Annotated in this window: 9 protein-coding genes; 4 read left to right on the top strand and 5 right to left on the bottom strand. The window is 73.4% G+C overall.

All coding sequences use genetic code 11. The features are described 5' to 3' along the window. Position 1: 1 nt before the first annotated feature. On the bottom strand, positions 2-7,300 hold the full coding sequence (locus tag B7C62_00825; GenBank protein ID ARF70957.1) for a non-ribosomal peptide synthetase: 7,299 nt from the start codon (positions 7,298-7,300) through the stop codon (positions 2-4). A gap of 139 nt (positions 7,301-7,439) precedes the next feature. Here B7C62_00825 and B7C62_00820 point away from each other — a divergent pair, with 139 nt between their 5' ends. Beyond that, positions 7,440-8,648 (top strand): peptidase M20, encoded by a 1,209-nt coding sequence (locus B7C62_00820; GenBank protein ARF70956.1) that lies wholly within the window; start codon positions 7,440-7,442, stop codon positions 8,646-8,648. A gap of 107 nt (positions 8,649-8,755) precedes the next feature. On the opposite strand, the gene B7C62_00815 is transcribed toward B7C62_00820, so the two are convergent. Further along, positions 8,756-9,766 carry an iron-siderophore ABC transporter substrate-binding protein gene (locus B7C62_00815; protein ID ARF70955.1) on the bottom strand — a complete coding sequence of 337 codons (1,011 nt, stop codon included), beginning with the start codon at positions 9,764-9,766 and terminating at the stop codon, positions 8,756-8,758. Positions 9,767-9,916: 150 nt separating this feature from the next. On the opposite strand from B7C62_00815, the gene fecE reads away from it, so the two are divergent. Continuing rightward, entirely contained in the window at positions 9,917-10,708 is a 792-nt protein-coding gene (fecE, locus tag B7C62_00810) for an iron-dicitrate transporter ATP-binding subunit (GenBank protein ARF70954.1), read from the top strand. Between the two features lie 80 nt (positions 10,709-10,788). Here fecE and B7C62_00805 read toward each other — a convergent pair whose 3' ends face one another. Genes B7C62_00805 through B7C62_00795 form a run of 3 tightly spaced genes read right to left on the bottom strand, consistent with a single transcriptional unit; the run spans position 10,789 to position 15,884 of the window. Next, a complete protein-coding gene (locus B7C62_00805) occupies positions 10,789-11,784 on the bottom strand; it encodes a methylmalonyl Co-A mutase-associated GTPase MeaB (protein ARF70953.1) in 996 nt (331 codons plus the stop codon). 12 nt (positions 11,785-11,796) lie between these two features. Beyond that, on the bottom strand, positions 11,797-14,022 hold the full coding sequence (locus tag B7C62_00800; protein ARF70952.1) for a methylmalonyl-CoA mutase: 2,226 nt from the start codon (positions 14,020-14,022) through the stop codon (positions 11,797-11,799). Then, complete coding sequence (locus tag B7C62_00795; GenBank protein ID ARF70951.1) at positions 14,022-15,884, bottom strand: methylmalonyl-CoA mutase; 1,863 nt, start codon at positions 15,882-15,884, stop codon at positions 14,022-14,024. The genes B7C62_00800 and B7C62_00795 overlap by 1 nt, the downstream gene beginning before the upstream one ends. Before the next feature lie 304 nt (positions 15,885-16,188). Between B7C62_00795 and B7C62_00790 the strand changes: the two genes are divergently transcribed. Both B7C62_00790 and B7C62_00785 read left to right on the top strand, forming a co-directional pair. Next, positions 16,189-16,710, top strand: a complete 522-nt coding sequence (locus B7C62_00790) for a hypothetical protein (GenBank protein ARF70950.1) — start codon at positions 16,189-16,191, stop codon at positions 16,708-16,710. A 75-nt stretch (positions 16,711-16,785) separates the two neighbouring features. Beyond that, the gene (locus tag B7C62_00785) at positions 16,786-17,583 is read left to right on the top strand and encodes a protein tyrosine phosphatase (protein ID ARF70949.1); all 798 of its coding nucleotides are present in this window, start codon (positions 16,786-16,788) and stop codon (positions 17,581-17,583) included. Positions 17,584-17,897 lie beyond the last annotated feature (314 nt).

Raw genomic sequence — 17,897 nt, 5'->3', positions numbered from 1 at the left:
GTCACTTCTCCAGCTCGGTCAGTCGGTCGGCGACCACGCGCGCGATGTGCGCGATCGGTTCGGGCAGGGTCATGTCCTTGTGCGAGCAGGCCACGTTCGTGTTGTCGATGCGCCCGCTCACGTACGGGGTCCAGGTCTCCGGCGTCAGGGTGTCGTCGATGGTGTCCACCGTGGCCCGGAAGAACAGCACATCGCCCCGGAACACCCGGTGGTCGTAGGCCCGTACGAGGTCGTTGGTGTTGAGGTACACCTCGCCCAGCGCCTCGATCTTCGCGGCGGAGAGCGCGGCCAGCGGGGAGCCCTCGCGGCGCAGCACCTCCACCACGTTGGCCGTCGTCAGCTCCTTGTCGCCGAGGCTCTCGGGGCCGTAACCGCCCATGGTGAGCAGCGATTCGAGCGCCTCGGCCTGGTCGGGCACCGGCAGGCCCCGGAACCCCTCGGCGGGGTACGCGTCCAGGATCGCCAGCAACTCGACCTCGTGGCCCGCCTCCTGGAGCACCGCCGCGATGGCGTGGGCGATGATCCCGCCGGTCGACCAGCCGAGCAGCCGGTAGGGCCCCTCGGGCTGCACTTCGCGGATGCGCGAGGCGTAGTGGGCGGCCAGCTCCTCCAGCGTGGTCGGCAGCGGCGCCTGTGCCGTCGCCTCACCGACGCCCTGGGCCTGGAGCCCGTAGATCGGCACATCGGCCGGGAGGTGGCGGATCAGCCCCGCGTAGCACCAGCTCAGACCGCCGGCCGGGTGCACACAGTGGACGGGCGCCCGGTCGCCGGGGCGGGCCGGCCGCAGCGGCAGCAGCACGTCCAGCGGATCGTCCTCGCGCGAGACGTCCAGCGCCGCGTCGAGCGAGGCCGGGGTCGGTGCCTGGAAGACCGTGCCGATCGACACCTCGATGCCGAACGCGGACCTGATCCGCCCCGCGAGCCGCACCGCCAGCAGCGAATGGCCGCCCAGGTCGAAGAAGTTGTCCTCCACCCCGGCCGACGGCAGCCCCAGCACCTCGGCGAAGATCGAGCAGAGCTGCTCCTCGCGGACCGTGCGCGGCGCCCGGCCGCCCCCGCCCACCGGAACCCCCGGCGCGGGCAGCGCCTTGCGGTCCAGCTTCCCGTTGCCGGTCAGCGGCAGCCGCTCCAGCACCACCACCGCCGAGGGCACCATGTGCACCGGCAGCGAGGCCGCCGCGTGCTCGCGCAGCTCGCTCGGGACCGGGTCGGTGCCGGGAGCGGGAACGACGTAACCGGCCAGCCGCTTGTCGCCCGGCACGTCCTCCCGGACCACGACCGCCACATCGGCGACCTCCGGATGCCCGGCCAATACGGCCTCGATCTCGCCCAGTTCGATACGGAACCCGCGGATCTTCACCTGCTGGTCGCCGCGCCCGAAGTATTCCAGCGCCCCGTCCGCACGCCGCCGGGCGAGGTCGCCCGAACGGTACATCCGGGTCCCGCTCTCCCCGAAGAGATGCGCGAACGGATCGGCGACGAAACGCCCCGCCGTCAGGTCCGGCCGCCCCAGATAGCCGAGGGCCACGCCCTGCCCGGCCACGTACATCTCACCGGTCACCCCGGGCGGCACCGGCTGGAGCCGGTCGTCCAGCACATAGACCCGCAGGTCGGGAATGTTGACCCCGATCGTGCTGGAGACGGCGGACGCCGCCGTCTCCCGGTCGAGCGCGAGATAGGAGACATGGACCGTGGTCTCGGTGATGCCGTACATGTTGACCAGCGTCGGCGCGTTCTCGCCGTGCCGCGTGTACCAGTCCGCGAGCCGCCCGAGCTCCAGCGCCTCACCGCCGAACACCACGTAGCGCAGGGCCAGTTCGTGCCCCGGCGCCTCCCGGTCGGCGGCGGCCAGCTGGTAGAACGCGGACGGCGTCTGGTTGAGGACGGTGACCTGCTCGTCGGCCAGCAGCCGCAGGAACGCCTGCGGGTCACGGCTCGTCAGATGCGGGACGACGACCACCTTGCCGCCGTAGAGCAGCGCGCCCCACAGCTCCCACACCGAGAAGTCGAAGGCGTAGGAGTGGAACAGCGTCCACACGTCCTCGGGGCCGAACGCGAACCAGTGCTCGGTCGCCGTCATCAGCCGCGTCACATTGTGCTGGGTGACGACCACGCCCTTGGGGCGCCCGGTGGAACCCGAGGTGTAGATGACGTACGCCGGGTCCTGCGGGCTCAGCGGCCGCGTCCGGTCCGCCTGGCTCAGCGGCCCGTCGGGGAAGCCCGCCGCCTCGTCCACCGTGATCAGCGGCAGCTCGTGCGCGGGCAGCCGGTCCGCCGTCGCCGCGTCCGTGATCAGCGCGGCCGGCCGGGCGTCCGCCAGCATGTACGCCAGCCGGTCCGCCGGGTAGTCCGGGTCCATCGGCAGATACGCGGCCCCCGACAGCGACACCGCGAGCAGCCCCGCCACCAGGTCCAGCGAACGCGGCAGCGCCAGCGCCACGATGGAGCCGGGCCCGATGTCCCGGGCCGCCAGCAGCCGCGCCAACGACTGCGCGCGGGAAGAGAGCTGAGCATACGTCAGGGAATCGCCCGCACAGCTCACCGCCACCCGCTCCGGGTGACGGCGGGCCGCCACCTCGTAGACCTCCGCGAGCGTGAGGGGCACCGGCCGGTCGGCGGGCAGACCGTTGGCCTCGACCAGGGCGCGGTGCACCTCGTCCTCGCCGAGCACCGGCAGCAGCCCCACCGGGGTCTCCGGCCGCTCGGCGGCGGCGGTCAGCAGCCGGGCCAGCCGGTCCGCGAGCGCCTGGGCGGTCGCCCGGTCGAAGAGGTCCGTGCGGAACTCCAGGAACCCGGCGATCCCGCCCCCGGCCAGCTCGCCCGCGTTCAGGGTCAGGTCGAACTTGGCGGTGCCCGACGGTACGGCGGCGAGCCGCGCGGTGGCGTCCGGACCGAAGGCGGCGGGCCCGTCCGCGATCGACTGCCAGGCCAGCATCACCTGGAACAGCGGGTGCCGGGCCAGCGAGCGCGGCGGGTTGAGCGCCTCCACCAGGTGGTCGAAGGGCAGCGCGTCGTGCTCGTAGGCGGCGAGCGTGGTGGCCCGCACCCGGTCCAGCAGGGCGCCGAAGCCGGGGTCGCCGGAGGTGTCGGTGCGCAGGACCACGGTGTTGGTGAAGAAGCCGACGAGCCCGGCCGTGGTGTCGTCGTCGCGGCCCGCCACGGGGGTGCCGAGCGGGATGTCGGTGCCGCAGCCGTGCCGGGTCAGCAGGGCGGCGAGACCCGCCTGCACGGTCATGAAGACCGTCGCCCCGTGCTCGCGGGCCAGTCGGCGCAGTGCCTCGTGGGCGGCCGCGTCCAGGGCGAACGGCACGGTGTCACCGGCCGAGGTGGCGACGGGCAGGCGGGGCCGGTCGGTGGGCAGCTCCAGCTGGTCCGGCAGTCCGGCCAGCGCCTCGCGCCAGTGGGCGAGCTGCGCCTCGGCCAGCGGGGTCGGATCGGCGGGGGTGCCCAGCACCTCCTGGAGCCGGGCGGCGTGGTCGACGTACTGGCCGACGAGCGGCGTGAACTCCGGGGCGCTCCCCGCGAGGCGGGCTGTGTAGGCGGTGGCCAGGTCACGGGCCAGGGGAGTGGTGGACGCGCCGTCGCCCGCGATGTGGTGGAGCAGCAGGAGCAGGGTGTGGTGGTCGTTCGCCTCGCTGAACAGGACCGTGCGCAGCGGCGGCTCGGCGGCCAGGTCGAAGCAGTACCGCACGGCCTCGGTCAGATCGCTGCCGGGCTCCGCGAGGCGCAGCACCGGGCGGGCCGCCTCATGGCCCGGGGGAAGGATCACCTGGTGGGGGGTGCCGTCCCCGTCGGCTCCGGCCCCGTTGTCAGTGGGCGGATATACCGTTCTGAGTGTCTCGTGACGGTCCACCAGGTCGTGCAGGGCGAGCTGGAGGGCGTCCCGGTCCAGGGGGCCGTTGACGCTGAGCACGAGCGGGATGTTGTAGGTCGGGCTGGGCCCTTCGAGGCGGTGGAGGAACCACAGCCGCTGCTGGGCCGGGGAGAGCGGGAGGGGACCCGTGCGGGGGACGAGGGAGAGCGGGACGGACGCGGTGGCCGCGCCGCTGCGGGTGCGCACCTGCGCCGCGATGGCGGCGGGGGAGGAGTGGCGGAAGACGTCGGCGATGGAGAACGGGACGCCGAAGTGCTCGCGGACGCGGGCGGCCAGCCGGGCGGCGAGCAGGGAGTGCCCGCCGAGGTCGAGGAAGCCCGCGTCGGCGGCCGGGGGCTCGGCGATACCGAGCACATCGGCGTAGAGCCCGCGCACGATCTCGGTGTGCGGCCCGCTCTCGCCGACGACCTCCGCCCCGATGGCGGGGGAGAGCGGTTCGGGATCGGGCAGGGCGCGGTGGTCCAGCTTGTCGTTGGCGGTACGGGGGAGGGCGTCGAGCAGCGTCACGGTCGCGGGGACCATGTGCTCGGGCAGCGCGGCGGCCAGATGGTCGCGGAGGGCGTTCGGGGCCGGGGGTGCCGCGTCGCCCTTCTCCGGGACCGCGTAGGCGAGGAGGCGCTTGCCGTGCCCGGTCTCCCGGGCGATGACGGCGGCCGCCGCGACCTGGGGGTGGGCGGCCAGCCGGGCCTGGATCTCGCCGAGTTCGATCCGGAAGCCGCGGATCTTCACCTGGTCGTCGCTGCGGCCGAGGAACTCCAGCGTGTGGTCCTCGCGGCGGCGCACCAGGTCCCCGGTGCGGTACATCCGGCCGCCGGGGGCGCCGTGCAGGTCACCGAACGGGTCGGCGACGAACCGCTCGGCGGTCAGGTCGGGGCGGCCGAGGTAGCCGAGGGCCAGGCAGGGCCCGGCGACGTACAGCTCACCGGTCACCCCGGCGGGCACGGGACGCAGGGAGGAGTCCAGGACGTAGACCCGCGATGCGCGCACGGGTCTGCCCTCGGGCCGGTCGGCGGAGTCGCCGGGCAGCCAGTAGTAGGCGTCGACGGTCGTCTCGGTCGGGCCGTAGAGGTTGACCGGGTGCACGGCCCCGGCGGCGGTCAGCCGCTCCCACAGGGCCGGGGGCACGGTCTCGCCGCCGACGACCAGATGGGCGGGGTGGTGGCGCCCCTCGTCCAGCAGACCTTCGGCGATGAGCGCTTCGGCATAGGAGGGGGTGATGTCGAGATAGTCGACGCGGTGGCTGTCGACGTACGCGGACAGGACCGCCGGGTCCCGGTAGGCGGCGTCGTCCAGCAGGTGCAGCTCATGGCCGTGGACCAGCCACAGCAGCGGGTCCCAGGACGCGTCGAAGGCGAACGAGGCGCTGTGGGCGACCCGGAGCCGCTCCCGGCCGGTGCGGGCGACGGCCGGGGCGATGTGGTCGGTGAGGTGGCCCGCGCCGAGATTGGCCAGTGCGGCGTGGCTGACCAGGACGCCCTTGGGGCGCCCGGTGGAACCGGAGGTGTGGATGAGATAGGCCGGGTCGGCGAGGGCGGGCCCGGTGGCGGGCGGCCCGTCGGGGACGGCGGCCAGGGCGTCGGCCGTGGCGGGCTCGTCGAGCGCCACCGTGGCCACGCCGTGCGGCGGCAGCGCGGCCAGGGTCGCGGCCGTGCCGATGACGGCGACAGGCCGGGCGTCCTCCAGGACGGCGAGCGTCCGGGCGGCGGGGTGGCCGAGGTCCAGCGGCTGGCAGACCAGGCCCGCCTTGAGCACGGCGAGCAGGGCCACCACCATGTCGGCGGTCCGGGGCAGCGCGAGCGCCACCGTGGCACCGGTCCGCGCCGGGGCCCCTTCGGGCGTCCCGGGCCCGGCCAGCAGATGGGCCAGCCGGTCGGACGCGGAGTCCAGCTCGGCGAAGGTGAGGGCGGTCCCGGGCGCGTCCGCCGCTTCTCCGGCTCCCCGGAACGTGCCCGCGAGGGTGGAGCGTACGGCGACGGCCCCGGGCGTCAGCGCGGCCCGGGCGGTGAACGTCTGCGGGACGGCCAGATCGACGGCCGGCTCGGTGCGGCCCGCCGTGGCCTCGCGGACCTGGTCGGCGGTGAGCAGGTCCAGGGTGGCGACGGGCCGGTCGGGGGCGGTGAGCAGCAGCTCGGCCAGACCGTCGAGGTAGCGCAGCCACGTCTCCTCGTGGGCGGCGAGCCCGGCCTCCCCGTACGCGGCCGGGTTGGCGTCCAGCGTCAGCCGCAGACCGCCGTCCGGGCCCGGCGCCGCGCCGACCGCGAGGCTCTCCACGGGGCCCGCGGCGAGGTTGTGCACGGTGCCGGGGAGCCCGGCGAAGTCCAGGGAGCCGTCGAAGGGCTTGATGTTCACCATCGGGCCCGTCAGCGGCGCGTCGGCCGACTCCAGGGCCAGATCGCGGCGCAGGTCGGCCTGCGGGTAGCGCTGGTGGCGGCGGACCGCGCGGATCTCCAGCACCACCCGGCGCAGCAGCTCGGCCCCGGTGTCCCGCGGGCGCACGGCGATCCGCAGCGGCAGGACGTTCACCGTCATGGCCGGGGTGCGCAGGGCGGCCGGGCCGCGCCGGTTGGTCAGCGGCAGGCCCAGCACCACGTCCTCGGTGCCGGTGAGCCGGTGCAGATGCCCGGCGGTCGCGGCGACGACGAGCTCGGCCCAGGTCGCCTTCGCGGCGCGCGCCGCCCGGGAGAGCCGGTCCAGGGTGCTCGCGGGAAGGTCGGTGGTCCGGTGGCGGAGGCCGCCGTCGGCGGGGCCACCGGCGTGGACGGGCGCGGCCTCGGGGACGTACCCGGCCATGCGCTCCGCCCAGAAGGCGCGGTCCGCCGCGTACTCCTCGCCGGACAGATACGCCGTCTCGTCGTCGGTCAGCTCGCTCAGCGGGGCGAACCGGCCCTCGGGCGCGGGCTCCCGGGCGACGGCGGCCGAGTACAGCTCGGCGACCCGCTGCCCGATGAGCGAGAGGGCATAGGCGTCGACGGCTATGTGGTGGACGCGCTGGTACCACCAGTGGCGGTCCTCGCCCACACGGATCAGCGCCTGGGTCATCAGCCCGCCGTCGGAGGCGAGGTCCACCGGCCGCGCCAAATCCTCCCGTATCCACGCCTCGGCCTGCTCCTCCGTCAGATCGAGCCGGTGGACGACGGGTTCGGCGCGCACGACGTGCTGCGCGGGGGTGCCGTCGGCGTCGGAGAGCCGCAGGGCCAGCGTGTCCGCCTCGCCCACGGTCCGTACGATCGCCCCGGCGAGCAGGTCCCCGTCGAGCGGCCCGTCGATCTCCACGCGGTCGGCCGTGTTCAGCTCGGTGCCCGAGGGCGCCAGTTGGTGCGCGTAGTAGATGCCCGACTGGGCGGTCAGGAGGGGCAGCGGCGGGGAAGGAGGACTGCCGGGGTGCGCTGCCGAAGAGCTGGTCGGGCGGTTCGGACGCTCATGCATGTGTGTGACGACTCCCCTGAAGGACAACGGACGCCGGGCCACCAGACTCCCCGGCACGCACTTAGGTAAGGCTAAGTTAACCTATTTCCGACACTGCAGGCGACCGTCCCCGGGCGGTCCGGAACGCCAGGAGAGCCCCATGACCGCCCCCGGAACCGAACGCTCCGCCACCCCGGCCGAAGAGGTGGCCGACGAGCGGCTCGGCGCCCTGAGGTCCGCCGTACGGGCCACGGTCGCCCAGCACACCGACGCCCTGCTCGAGCTGAGCCGGCGCATCCACGCCGATCCGGAGACCGCCTTCGAGGAGCACCGCTCCGCCGCGCTCTGCGCCGAACTCCTGGCCGCGCACGGCTTCGAGGTCACCGCACCCGCCCACGGCCTGGAGACGGCCTTCCGGGCCGCGATCGGCTCGGGGCCCGTCACCGTCGCCATCGCCTGCGAGTACGACGCCCTGCCGGGCCTCGGCCACGCCTGCGGCCACAACCTGATCGCCGCCGCCGGGGTCGGCGCGGCGCTCGGCCTCGCCCCGTACGCGGACGAACTCGGCCTGACCGTACGGGTTCTGGGCACCCCCGCCGAGGAGCGCGGGGCGGGCAAGGCGCTGCTCCTGGAGGCCGGGGCCTTCGACGGCGTGGACGCCGCGATGATGGTCCACCCCTGCCCCTTCGAACTCGCCGACTTCCGTTCGTTCGCCCTCGGCACCCTGGACGTCACCTACACCGGCCGCTCCGCCCACCCCAGCCTCAACCCGCACGAGGGCCGCAACGCCGCCGACGCGCTCACGGTCGCCCAGGTCGCCCTGGGGCTCCTGCGCCAGCAACTGCCGCCCCAGTGGCGGGTGCACGGCGTCACGACGGCGGCCGGGACCGCGCCCAACCTGATACCCGACCGGGCCACCGCCACCTACGAGATCCGCGCGCTCGCCGCCGAGGACCTGCGGGAGCTGCGGCAGCGCGTCGAGGACTGCTTCCGGGCCGGTGCGCTCGCCACAGGCTGCGAAGTGACCCTGGAGCGCCCCGAGCCCGACTACCTCGACTTCCGGGGCGACCCGGAGCTGCTCCGGCTCTGGACCGCCAACGCCCGCGAGCTCGGCCGCGCCGAATCCGTCGAGCGCCCGCCCTTCGCCTGTACGGACATGGGCAACGTCTCGCACGTGGTGCCCTCGATCCACCCGGTGCTGGACATCAGCGGAGGGGCCTGCGGCCCGCACGAGCCCGAGTTCGTCGCCGCGGCGGTCTCCCCGGCGGCCGAACAGGCGCTGCTGGACGGCGCGGTGGGCATGGCATGGACGGCGGCGGACTTCGCGGCGGCCCGTGCGGCCGGTACGGAAGCTTCCCCGGCCGTCTGACCGCGCCCGGAGTCCGTCCGCTCCCTGCCCGAACGGCCCGGCGGCCCGGCCCGGAATCGCGGGCCGGGCCGCCGGGCCGTTCGGCATCAAGTGTCGCCGCGGAGCGACTACTTGGCGGAGAGCGCCTTGATGTAGTCCTCCATCACCACGTCGGCCGCGAGCGGCCCGCCACGGGTGGACCAGACCGAGCCGTCGACCGTCACGACCTGCTTGTTCTTGACGGCGCCGAGCTCCTTGTAGGCCGGCTTGTTCTGGACGTCCTTGAGCGCCTTGGCGCCGTCCGAGGTCAGCGTCGACAGGAACAGCCAGTCGCCGTCGATCTCGTTGATCTTCTCCAGGCTCAGCGACGGCGTGTGCGCGTTGCCGTCCTTGTTCTGGGACGCGGGCCGCTTCAGCCCCATCTCCAGCGCGACACCGCTGGCGAACTGCTTGTTCTCCATCCAGCTCGGCCCGTCCGGGTTCCAGCGGACGATGGAGACCTCGGCGCCCTTGTTCTTGCCGAGCTTCTCACCGGCGGCCTTGGCGGCGGCCTCGTGGTCGGTGATGAACTTGTTGGCCGCGTCCAGCTTGTTCACGGCGTTGCCGACCCCGCGGAAGAACAGCTTCCAGTCGTCGGCCGGAGCCATCGTCACCAGCGTGGCCGGGGTGATCTCGCGGAGCTGCTTGAGCACCTGCTCGTCCTGCATGTCACCGGCGAGGATCAGGTCGGGCTTGGCGGCCACGACCTTGTCCATGACCGGCTGGAGCAGGTTGCCGACGATGTTGATGCCCTCGACCTTGTCCGCCAGGTAGGCCGGCGGCTTGTCCAGGCCCTGCCCGTTGGTGATACCGACCGGCTTGATGTCCAGCGCCAGCACCGCGTCCAGGTCCTCCTGGGTGAGCGTCACGATGCGCTTCGGCTCCGCGGGTATCTCCACGGCCGCACCCGTGGCGTCCTTGACGGTCCGGGTCTTGGACGCGGAGGAGTCCGCCTTGGCCGGCTTGTCGCCGGACGGCTTGCTGCTGCCGGAGTCGGAGTCCGCGCCGCAGCCGGTGAGCAGGAGGGCGGCGGCCCCGAGCGTGGCGACGGCCTGAGCGGCTCTTCGGGAGGCGGTGCGGACAGGGCGGTGCAGGTTCATCAAGGACTCCGGAATCAACGGGACATGAAGCTGACGAGGACATCGCGGCAGCACGGGGGCGACCGACGACCACTCGGCGGGCTAAGGTTAGCCTTACTTTAGCGGCATCAAGCAAGGTGATGCCCCATTTCTTCGGAAAGGCCGGTCCTCGTGGACATCCGTGTTGAACAGCTCACCGCTGGGTACGCCGGTCATACCGCCGTGGACCGTGTCGATCTGACCGTCGAGTCCGGACAGGTGGTGGCGATCGTCGGCCCCAACGGCTGCGGCAAGTCGACCCTGCTGCGCTCCGTGGCCCGCCTCCACCAGCCGCGCTCGGGCAAGGTGTTCGCGGGCGGGGCCGACATCTGGGAGCTGCGCCAGCGGGACGCCGCCCACCGCATCGCCCTGCTGCCCCAGTCCCCGCAGGCCCCGGAGGCCGTCACCGTCGCCGGGCTCGTACGGTACGGACGCCACCCGCACCAGGGGCTGTTCCGCCAGTGGTCGCACGAGGACGAGGAGGCGGTGACCCGGGCCCTGGAGGCGACCGGCACGACCGGTCTGGCCGACCGCCGCCTCGACCAGCTCTCCGGCGGCCAGCGCCAGCGCTGCTGGCTCGCCATGGCCCTCGCCCAGGAGACCCCGATCGTCCTGCTCGACGAGCCGACCAGCGCCCTGGACATCGGCCACGCCGTCGAGGTGCTGGACCTGGTGCGCGAGGTCGCGGCCGAGGGCCGGACCATCGTCATGGTCGTCCACGACCTGGCCGGGGCCGCCCGGTACGCCGACACCCTGGTCGCCATGCGCGCCGGGCGGATCGTCGCCTCCGGCCCGCCCCGCGAGATCGTCGACGCCGACCTCGTACGGGAGCTGTACGGCATCGAGGCGGAGATCCTCACCGCCACCTCCGACGGCACCCCCGTCGTCGTACCGACCGTGAGCGCGCCTCCCGTCGCTGCCTGACGCATCGTCAGTCAGCGTCCCCGAAAACGCCGATGGGCCCCTCCGTCCAGGGGCCCATCGGTCCGTTCCGGGGGCACCGCTCAGGCGGGCCCGTCGCCCCGGAACACGCCGAGGATCTCCTCGGCGGCCAGCGTCGCCGTCAACGTGCCCTCGCGGACGCGCTGTTCGAGCTCCGGCGCCAGCTTCCGTACCGCCGGGTGGTTGCGCAGGCTGTCCAGCAGCTCGTCGCGGACCATGGACCACGTCCAGTCCACCTGCTGGTCACGGCGCTTGGCCGCCAGACGGCCGGTGGACTCCAGGACCGTACGGTGCTGCTCCAGCCGGTCCCACAGCGTGTCGAGCCCGGTCGACTCGCGGGCGCTGCACGTGAGCACCGGAGGCGTCCAGGCCGCGTCCGCCGGGTGCATCAGCCGCAGCGCGCCCGCCAGTTCACGCGCCGCCGAGCGGGCGTCGCGCTCGTGCGGACCGTCGGCCTTGTTCACCGCGATGGCGTCCGCCAGCTCCAGGACCCCCTTCTTGATGCCCTGCAGCTGGTCGCCGGTCCGGGCCAGGGTCAGCAGCAGGAACGTGTCGACCATGTTGGCCACGGCCGTCTCCGACTGCCCGACCCCCACGGTCTCCACGAGCACCACGTCGTACCCCGCCGCCTCCATCACCACGATGGACTCCCGGGTCGCCTTCGCCACCCCGCCCAGCGTCCCGGCGGTGGGGGAGGGGCGGACGAAGGCGGCCGGGTCCACCGCGAGCCGCTCCATCCGGGTCTTGTCGCCCAGGATGGAACCGCCCGTACGGCTGGAGGACGGGTCGACGGCGAGCACCGCCACCCGGTGGCCGAGCCCGGTGAGCATCGTGCCGAGCGCGTCGATGAACGTGGACTTGCCCACCCCCGGCACCCCGCTGATCCCGATCCGCCGGGCCGCCCCCGCGTGCGGCAGCAACCGGCTCAGCAACTCCTGGGCCAGCACCCGGTGTTCGGCCCGCGTCGACTCGACGAGCGTGATCGCGCGGGCGATGAACGCCCGCCTGCCGTCGAGCACTCCCTGCACATAACTGTCGATGTCGATCTTGGCAGCCATCCGGTCAGCGGCTCACAGCTCGTGGCCGAGCGCGGCACCGAGCCGCGTCACCAGATCGTGGGCCGCGTCCGGGATCACGGTCCCCGGCGGGAAGACCGAGGCCGCGCCCGCCTCGTGCAGGGCCTCGATGTCCTGCGGCGGGATCACCCCGCCCACCACGATCATGATGTCCTCGCGCCCCTCGGCGGCCAGCTCCTCGCGCAGCGCGGGCACCAGGGTGAGGTGCCCGGCCGCCAGCGAGGAGACGCCCACGATGTGCACGTCCGCCTCCACCGCCTGCCGCGCCACCTCGCCCGGCGTCTGGAACAGCGGGCCCACGTCCACGTCGAAGCCCAGGTCGGCGAAGGCCGTGGCGATCACCTTCTGGCCCCGGTCGTGGCCGTCCTGGCCCATCTTGGCGACCAGGATGCGCGGACGGCGCCCCTCCGCCTCCTCGAACGCGTCGACCAGCGCGCGGGTCCGGTCCACCGAAGGGGAATCCCCTGCCTCTTTGCGGTACACACCGGAGATCGTACGGATCTGCCCGGCGTGCCGCCCGTACACCTTCTCCAGCGCGTCCGAGATCTCCCCGACCGTGGCCATCGCCCGCGCCGCGTCCACCGCGAGCGCCAGCAGATTGCCCTCCAGGCCGGGCCCCGGCGCGCGCTCGGCGGCGGCCGTCAGCGCGCGCAGCGCCTCCTGGCAGGCCACCTCGTCGCGCTCCTCGCGCAGCCGCCGCAGCTTCTCGATCTGCTGCGTGCGCACCGAGGAGTTGTCGACCTTGAGGACGTCGATCTTCTCGTCGGTCTCCACCCGGTACTTGTTCACCCCGATCACCGGCTGCCGCCCGGAGTCGATCCGCGCCTGCGTACGGGCCGCCGCCTCCTCCACCCGGAGCTTCGGGATGCCCGCGTCGATGGCCTTCGCCATCCCGCCGGCCGCCTCCACCTCCTCGATGTGCTGCCAGGCCCGCTCCGCCAGATCGCGGGTCAGCTTCTCCACGTACGCGCTGCCGCCCCACGGGTCGATGACCCGGCAGGTGCCCGACTCCTGCTGGAGCAGGAGCTGGGTGTTACGGGCGATGCGCGCCGAGAAGTCGGTGGGCAGCGCCAGCGCCTCGTCCAGCGCGTTGGTGTGCAGCGACTGGGTGTGCCCCTGCGTCGCGGCCATCGCCTCCACACACGTACGCGTCACATTGTTGAACACGTCCTGCGCGGTGAGCGACCAGCCCGAGGTCTGCGAATGGGTGCGCAGCGAAAGGGATTTGGGGTTCTTCGGGTCGAACTGCTTGACCAGGCGCGCCCAGAGCAGCCGGGCCGCCCGCAACTTGGCGACCTCCATGAAGAAGTTCATCCCGATCGCCCAGAAGAACGACAGCCGGGGCGCGAACGCGTCGACGTCCAGGCCCGCTTCCTGCCCGGCGCGCAGATACTCCACCCCGTCGGCCAGCGTGTACGCCAGCTCCAGATCGGCCGTCGCCCCCGCCTCCTGGATGTGATACCCGGAGATCGAGATGGAGTTGTAGCGCGGCATCTTCTGCGAGGTGAACGCGAAGATGTCGGAGATGATCCGCATCGACGGGGTCGGCGGGTAGATATAGGTGTTGCGGACCATGAACTCCTTGAGAATGTCGTTCTGAATGGTCCCGGCCAGCTTCTCCGGCGGTACGCCCTGCTCCTCGGCGGCCACGATGTACAGCGCCAGTACGGGGAGCACCGCGCCGTTCATCGTCATCGACACCGACATCCGGTCCAGCGGGATGCCGTCGAAGAGCTGGCGCATGTCGTAGATCGAGTCGATCGCCACGCCCGCCATACCGACGTCACCGGTGACGCGCGGATGGTCGCTGTCGTACCCCCGGTGGGTCGGCAGGTCGAAGGCGACCGACAGCCCCTTCTGCCCGGCCGCGAGATTGCGCCGGTAGAAGGCGTTGGACTCCTCGGCCGTGGAGAACCCGGCGTACTGACGGATCGTCCAGGGCTGGTTGACGTACATCGTCGGGTAGGGACCGCGCAGGTACGGGGCGATGCCCGGGTAGCTGTGCAGCGCGTCCAGGCCCTCCAGGTCCTCGCCCGTGTACAGCGGCTTGACCGTGATGCCCTCGGGCGTCTCCCAGAGCGGTGCCTCGGACCCGTCGCCCGCCTTCGCCACGGCCGCCTGCCACTCCTCGGCGGAGCCCGCCGGGGGAGCGGGGGACTCCAGCGGGACCCCGGAGAAGTCGGGAACGGAGGATTTCTGTTCCGTGGGCGATGTCTGCATCACGCCACTCCCATGCGATCGAGTACGGAGGTGAGAACGGCGACCGCGTCGCAGCCCGCGAAGACGTAGGCGTCGACATCGGCGTACTCGCCGGGGCGCCCCGCGAGGAACACCCGCGCCGCGCCCGCCGACTTCAGCGCCCCGGCCACCCCGGCCGCCTGCTCGGCGTACAGCGCGTCCGACGAGCAGAGACAGGCGACACCCGCACCGGAGGCGGTGAAGGCACCGGCCGCCGTCGCCGCGTCCACCGACACCGGCTCGTGCACCGCCTCGATCCCGCCCGCCCCGAAGAGGTTGACGGCGAACGAGACCCGCGCGGTGTGCGCGGCGGCCGGACCCAGCGCGGCGATGAACACCTTCGGCCGCGCGCCCGTCGCCGCCAGATGCGCGTCGGAGCGGGACCGCAGCGCCTCGAACGCCTCGTCGCGCCGGACCCGGGGCAGCCCGCCCGGGGCACCCGCGTACGGATCGGGCGCGGGCTCGCGCTCCACCGGCCGCTCGGCGGGCATCGGGAACTCGCTGACCCCCGTCACCGGCTCCTTGCGGCGGGCCAGCTTCGCACTGCGCGCCGCCCAGGTGGCGGCCAGCCGCTCCGCGACCGTCCCCGAGCGCAGGGCGGCGGGCAGCCCGCCCGCCCGCTCGGTCTCCTGGAAGAACGCCCAGGCCGCCGCTGCGAGTTCGTCGGTGAGCCGCTCCACGTACCAGGAGCCGCCCGCCGGGTCGATGACCCGGGCCAGGTGCGACTCCTCCATGAGGATCGTCGAGGTGTTACGGGCGATCCTGCGGGCGAACGCGTCGGGCAGCCCCAGGGCGTGATCGAACGGCAGGACGGTGACGGAGTCGGCGCCGCCCACCCCCGCGCCCAGCGTGGCGAGCGTGGTGCGCAGCATGTTCACCCACGGGTCGCGGCGCGTCATCATCACCGCTGAGGTGACGGCGTGCTGGCGCTGTGCGCCCGCCCCGGGAGCCCCCGACGCCTCGGCGACCCGCGCCCACAGGCGGCGCGCCGCCCGCAGCTTGGCGATCGTCAGGAACTGGTCGGCCGTGGCCGCGTAACGGAACTCCAGTTGTGCGCAGGCCGCCTCCACGCCCAGCCCGGCCCCGGTCAGCGCCCGCAGATAGGCGACGCCGGTCGCCAGGGAGAGCCCCAGCTCCTCGGCGGCCGAGCCGCCGGCCTCGTGGTACGGCAGCGCGTCCACGGCGATGGCCCGCAGCCCCGGGTACTCCTGGCCGCAGACCTTCGCCCAGCGGACGGCGGCGGTGAGGTCGGCCTCGATGCCGGTCCGGGCCTCGTGGCCGAGCGGGTCGGCGCCCAGGGTGCCGCGCGCCTCGCCCCGGGCGACGCCCCGCTCCCCGTACAGCCGCAGCAGCTCGGTGGCGGCGGCGTCCAGGTCGGCCGGGGCGTCGAGCACGATGGGCGCCAGGTCGAGGTAGACGCCCTCCAGCGCACGGCCGAGCGCGTCCACGGGGACCCCGGCCGGACCGCCGACGGTGAGCCAGAGCGAGGTGACCCCGTTCTCCAGATCACCGAGCACCGCCTCGTTGAGCCGGGCCGGGTCGCTCAGGGCGTGGCGCTGGCGCACGTCCCAGCCGCCCGCCGCGTTCCCTTCGGCCCTGCTGCCCCGGGTGAAGGGGGCGAAGCCGGGGAAACCGGTGTCCGGCGAGGTGTCGTGCGCGGTGTAGAGGGGGCGGGTGGTGAGCCCGTCCTCCAGTGTCGTGGACAGCGCTTCCTCGGCGGCCGAGCCCGAGACTTCCTTGCCCGACTTGCGCAGAACGCCTTCGACGAGGCTCTGCCACTGGTCATGGGAGGGGTCGGGGAACGCGGCGGCCGGAGAGAGCCCGTCAGCAGGCTGGACCGTCATGCTCAGATGCTAGGCCAGTGTGTGGAATGAGCAGCAGGGGCACGTGCTGTGACCTTGCCCTCTCCGGTCCGCACTTGATCGTTCACTGAACGTCGCGTTATCGGCCGGACCCGTCACCCGGCAGGGACCCGATCGGGCCGGGCGCAACACGGCCGTGCTCGACAACGGGGTGAATGGGGTGGTTGATGCATATTATGTGCGAAGTTTCCGTTTCTTTATGTCATGCGCGCTATACGTAATCCCTGGAATGCCCGTATCCACCCCGGAGCCCTCACGGCCGCCGGGATGCGGAGAGGACGCGACCGTGGCCGTCGGACCTGTGGAACACCTCGTCATCGCCTTCCCCGGCAGCGGCTTCACCGGGGCCGTCGTGCCCGTTCTCGCCGATGCCGTGGCGTCCGGCGCCGTACGGGCCTCCGATCTGGCCTTCGTCCGCCGCGCCGGGGACGGCGCGCTGGCCCTGGTGGAGCTGGCGGAGCTCGACCCGGAGGGGGCGGTGCCCCGCGACACCGCCCGGGGCGGGGCGGCGGTGGCGCCGGGCGCCGAGGATGTGGAGGCGCTGGAGCGGAGGGTGCCGCAGGGCGAGACGGTGGCCCTCGTCGTCCGGGAGGACCTGTGGAGCTCGGAGCTCGCCCGTGCCTTCCGGGAGGCGGGCGGCGCCTTCGTCGCCCATGAGCGCTTCGGCGCGGCCGGGGCGGCCGCGGACGACACGGCGGAGGGCGACGACATCATCACCCGGCTGGAACGGCTCGCCGAGCTGTGGCGGCGGGACGTGCTCACGGACGCCGAGTTCGCCCAGCAGAAAGCGGATCTGTTGGCGGACTGAGTCCCGGCCGGTGGGCCGGCCGGACGCCCCCAGGGCCTGTCGTCGGCGTTCTCATCAGGAAAGAGGCAGTTCATCGTGCAGACCGCCCGGACCGTTCCGGCCGCCACCGTTGTCAATCTGCGCGACCTGGGCGGTATCGCCCTGGGCCGTGACCGCCGGGTGCGGCAGGGGGTCCTGTTCCGCTCGGGGCAGCTGAGCGGCCTCGAACCGGACCGCGACCGGGCGGTGGCCGCGCTCGGCATCCGTACGGTCGTCGACCTGCGCACCGCCGACGAACGGCAGTGGGCCCCGGACCGGCTCCCCGACCGGGCCCGGATCTTCGTCGCCGACGTCCTGGGCGACCACCCCGGGGTGGCACCGGCCCGGCTCAAGGCGCTGCTCGCCGATCCGGACGAGGCGGAACGCGCGCTGGGCGGCGGCCGGGCCGAGGAGCTGTTCGCCGACACCTACCGCAAGATGGTGCTCTCGCCGGGCGCTGCCGCCGCCTACCGGGCCTTCCTGGAGACCGTCGCCGACCCCGCAGCCCGGCCGGTGCTCTTCCACTGCACGGCGGGCAAGGACCGCACCGGCTGGGCGGCGGCCGTCCTGCTGATGATCCTGGGGGCGTCCCGCGAGACGGTCCGGTCGGACTTCCTCTCCGTGAACCCCGCCGTACGGGCCGCTTTCGCGCCGTACGTCCAGAAGTTCCTGGACGGCGGCGGCGATCCGGCCGTCGCGGCGGCGATCGTCGAGGTCCGTCCCCGCTACCTCGATGTGGCGCTCGACGCGATGGACGAGCGGTGGGGCGGCCTCGACGGCTATGTACGCACCGGGCTGCGCCTCCCCGAAGCCGCCCTGGACCGGCTGCGCGAGGGCCTGGTGATCGCGGGCTGAGCCCCGGCCCGGACAGGGAGGGGCCACCGGTGTGACATGGATACCCCTAGGGGGTATATTGAGCGGTGTCGGGAACCACCGTCGTCCGCCGGGAGGCAGCCATGAACACCGGATTCAGGATCGCGGCCTTCGTCGCCGCGGTGGCCGCCGTCTTCGCCGTCGCCTTCGGGGTCGGCAGGATGACCGGGTCGGACCCGGAGCCCGCTCCCACCCCCAGGCCCGCCCCCACCAGCCATCACGAGGAGGGCCACGGCGAAGGGGAGCCGTGAGGCGGAGGCCGTACGCCGCGAGGGCCGGTCCGACCGTGACGTACC

Source organism: Kitasatospora albolonga (assembly GCA_002082585.1).
Classification (GTDB): Bacteria; Actinomycetota; Actinomycetes; order Streptomycetales; family Streptomycetaceae; genus Streptomyces; species Streptomyces stephensoniae.
Note: the sequence above shows the minus strand (reverse complement) of the source record. Positions and strands in the feature narration are given on the sequence as shown.

What these genes read in the sequence shown, in the direction of transcription:
- B7C62_00825 (ARF70957.1), bottom strand. Translation starts at nt 7,300, where the DNA reads ATGCATGAGCGTCCGAACCGCCCGACCAGCTCTTCGGCAGCGCACCCC.
- B7C62_00820 (ARF70956.1), top strand. Translation starts at nt 7,440, where the DNA reads ATGACCGCCCCCGGAACCGAACGCTCCGCCACCCCGGCCGAAGAGGTG.
- B7C62_00815 (ARF70955.1), bottom strand. Translation starts at nt 9,766, where the DNA reads ATGAACCTGCACCGCCCTGTCCGCACCGCCTCCCGAAGAGCCGCTCAG.
- B7C62_00805 (ARF70953.1), bottom strand. Translation starts at nt 11,784, where the DNA reads ATGGCTGCCAAGATCGACATCGACAGTTATGTGCAGGGAGTGCTCGAC.
- B7C62_00800 (ARF70952.1), bottom strand. Translation starts at nt 14,022, where the DNA reads ATGCAGACATCGCCCACGGAACAGAAATCCTCCGTTCCCGACTTCTCC.
- B7C62_00795 (ARF70951.1), bottom strand. Translation starts at nt 15,884, where the DNA reads ATGACGGTCCAGCCTGCTGACGGGCTCTCTCCGGCCGCCGCGTTCCCC.